The organism is Xanthomonas populi (assembly GCF_002940065.1).
Taxonomy (GTDB): domain Bacteria; phylum Pseudomonadota; class Gammaproteobacteria; order Xanthomonadales; family Xanthomonadaceae; genus Xanthomonas; species Xanthomonas populi.
Map to the genome: position 1 here is coordinate 1 of NZ_MDEJ01000238.1, position 2,994 is coordinate 2,994.

The 2,994-nt window shown below is 48.8% G+C and carries 2 protein-coding genes and 1 pseudogene; all 3 read left to right on the forward strand.

Features of this window, described 5'->3' with window-relative positions:
• Positions 1 to 74: 74 nt before the first annotated feature.
• Positions 75 to 503, forward strand: a pseudogene (locus XpopCFBP1817_RS20285) (TauD/TfdA dioxygenase family protein); the annotation flags it as partial.
• Between the two features lie 588 nt (positions 504 to 1,091).
• Positions 1,092 to 1,973 carry a hypothetical protein gene (locus XpopCFBP1817_RS20290; protein ID WP_128418447.1) on the forward strand — a complete coding sequence of 294 codons (882 nt, stop codon included), beginning with the start codon at positions 1,092 to 1,094 and terminating at the stop codon, positions 1,971 to 1,973.
• Positions 1,970 to 2,899, forward strand: coding sequence for a hypothetical protein (locus tag XpopCFBP1817_RS20295; protein WP_128418448.1), 930 nt, complete (start codon positions 1,970 to 1,972; stop codon positions 2,897 to 2,899). Before XpopCFBP1817_RS20290 ends, XpopCFBP1817_RS20295 begins: the two co-directional genes overlap by 4 nt.
• Positions 2,900 to 2,994 lie beyond the last annotated feature (95 nt).

Here is a 2,994-nt window from a genome sequence, read left to right on the forward strand (position 1 = left end):
CGCCATGCGCGCACTTGTTTCTACACGATCCGGGTGCAACCAGCTGATCTATCTCGGGAAAACGTGGGGAAACCTCAGTCCCCGACCCACTAAAACATACCGTGCAGGACCGGCGTGCCGAGCACAGCTATCTGGCCAAATACGAGGAGCTGCGTGCGCGTAATCCGTGGCGCCCGGCACTGACAGACGAGCAGATCGCCGAAGTGAACCCGGCGCAGTATCCGATCGTGCGCACGCATCCGGAAACCGGCCAGCAAGCGCTGTTTGTCAGCGAGCATTTCACTACTGGCATCGTCGGGTTGCCCGATGACGAGAGTGATGCGTTGCTGCAGATCTTGTTTGAACACAGTACCCGCGAGGCGCTGGTGTATCGGCATCACTGGCAACCGCACGACATGGTGTCCTGGGACAACCGCTCAGTGATGCATCTGGCTGCCGGCGCGCCGGACCACCTGCGTCGTCGGCTCAACCGCACCACCATCGAAGGCGATACGCCGTTCTGACGGCCAGCCTTTCGGGCCTAGGGCTACAGCACAGGCAACGTTCCCTTGATTAGGCCTGCCGCTCAGCCATGTGCATGACGTATGCCTCTACAAACCGTCATACATAAAATTGTCAGCGCAATCCTGACCGCAGAAGGTCGCCCCGCTATATAACGACTAGGACATATAGAGCCGTATTCGGCCCAAGGCCTGAAAGTTGGTTGTAAATTTCGCACGGCTTTCCCGGAGCTGTAGGCATCGCGGAAAAAAACCTAACTGTAAACACAGAGTTCGCAAAAAGATAACTTTTTTCGCAAAGGCCAAATGTTACACAAGGCGGCATGATAGCGTGAACTCGCGATGAGGCATTTATCTCCTTGCGCTCTGAAATACAATACCCAGTTGTTTTAACTACGAGGCTAATCATGAATATCGCTGAAGAAATTGAAAATATCGAAATCGAATCGGCTGTCGATAGCTGCGAGTCGGGATCCCCCGTTATCATCATTCCGGGTGGTATCGTGTACATCTATCTTCATAGTCATGGCTAATTACAGCTGATCGAGGTGGGCGAACATAAAATCGCCCGCCTTTTTTGTCGGAGAAAATATGCACTCGCTTTTCACCATCAAAGATGAGGTAATGGCAGTGTGCGATGACGATTCCGCGTTCATCGATTACTGTAATTATAAGTTCGACGCACTTGGAAACATCGACCACTGGCAGTTAGTGGCAGATACAGCGGCTGCCATTCAAGCAGACGCGGGCTTGAGCCACTTGGTGACGCAGCAGGCGATACCTCTTGTGACAGGCGAGAACTACAAAGAATTATTTGCATGCCTCATTTTTACGGGGTGCACATCTTCAAACATTCTCCACCTCGACCCATCGCTTGGCATGACAGATTCACATGACTCAAACAATATCGTCTCGACGCCCAACTTTTCGATTGTGAGCAAGGTACTGCAGGGCAGCCCATCGCCTACGCGATACACTTCAAACCTTGATTTTCCAAGCGAAATCACGAGTCCGAACATCCATGAAGAAATTCAGTTATCGGCGCCTGAACGTACAGAATTTAAAACAGGAGATATCATAGTTCACGACCGACGAAACACGATCATCGTGCATGACGATATTAATCCATCGGTGATGCTGGCGATCTGCAACCCGAAAAAGAGATCGAAATACCAATATGCTTTCCATAAGGAGACCCGACGACTCTCCAGCATCTCAGAATTCGAACCTAAAATCAGCAGGAAGGAGAAAGCGATTCGCATACTTGAAAAATATGGAAACGCATCTTCCCTGCCCGCCCTCATGGCCGCGTCAGGAAGTGACCGTCATACGATTCGCTGGCTTGCAATCAGAGCGATGATCTGCCTGGATCCAGAAAAAAAAGACATCTATCTTCAGAAAGGCGCTTGCGATGACAACAGAAATATCCGTGATACATGTGAAAAACTAATCGAAAAGTACAGGCGAGTATGAGCACGGAATTTTTTGAAGCAAAAGTGCACGATACGATTTCGCTGGAAGAATTATCCGAAATCATACATGCACATGAAAATGACCTGGATGTAGAAACAATAAAATCAATGAGCCACCTGCTGCAAGGCGCATGCTTGAATCCGCAGTGGTTTCTTGAATACCTGCACCAACAACTCAAGAAAAACTTCGATAGCGACGAAACGCATGGCAATCTATTCTCGTCGAATTCGTTCGTCCTTGATCGAAAATTGCTGAATAAAAGATCAGGACTATACTCATTTTTAGTCAGAGCAAACGTTTGGCTACCGGCAGCGGACTCCTTACGAAAGAATACCAGAAAAAATTTATTCGCCGAGAATCTATGGCATGACCATTCATTTCATCTTCTTACCGCAGGATTGCTTGGACCGGGATACGGAACCGAGATCTGCGAGTACGACTTCAACGCCTGCACCGGATTAAGAGATGAAGAAGTAGATACTTCAGCATACCGAGAGCTTCGGCTGAAGCAGGGAAGCGCCTTGTTCATGGAAAAGAATAAGACAATTCACACACAGCTCCCTCCCGAACAGCCTTCCGTTTCGCTCAACCTGATTTTTCAACCTTATTCAGCGCTCACAAGGCAATACATATTTGACAGGATAGACGCTCACAGGCTGAGAATAAAATCCATTCATTATACATCCCATCTGAACTCAACAGCGACCCAAAACCTGGTTAACATATGCGGCTCTTTTGCGAATGATAATACCAAACAGATAATGCTGGATCTTTATCGAAGACTGCTCGACCGTGTCGATCAGAACGAGCCTGCCCTGCTCATTCTGCTAGGGTGGTTCAAACAACTTGGCATCGAGTATGAGGCGATTGACCACCATCATCGAAAAATTTCACCGCTTATGAAGCATGTACTGGAAACACTCTAACCGACGTCGATTGTCACTTACGGGCACCTCGAACAACCAAGTCGTAGCCGTGGTGACACGCACTGGATGATGACCATACCTTCAAAAAATCAGCG

Bases quoted from the DNA above. Each gene is read 5' to 3' on its own strand.
- XpopCFBP1817_RS20295 (WP_128418448.1), top strand. From the start codon at position 1,970: ATGAGCACGGAATTTTTTGAAGCAAAAGTGCACGATACGATTTCGCTG.
- XpopCFBP1817_RS20290 (WP_128418447.1), top strand. From the start codon at position 1,092: ATGCACTCGCTTTTCACCATCAAAGATGAGGTAATGGCAGTGTGCGAT.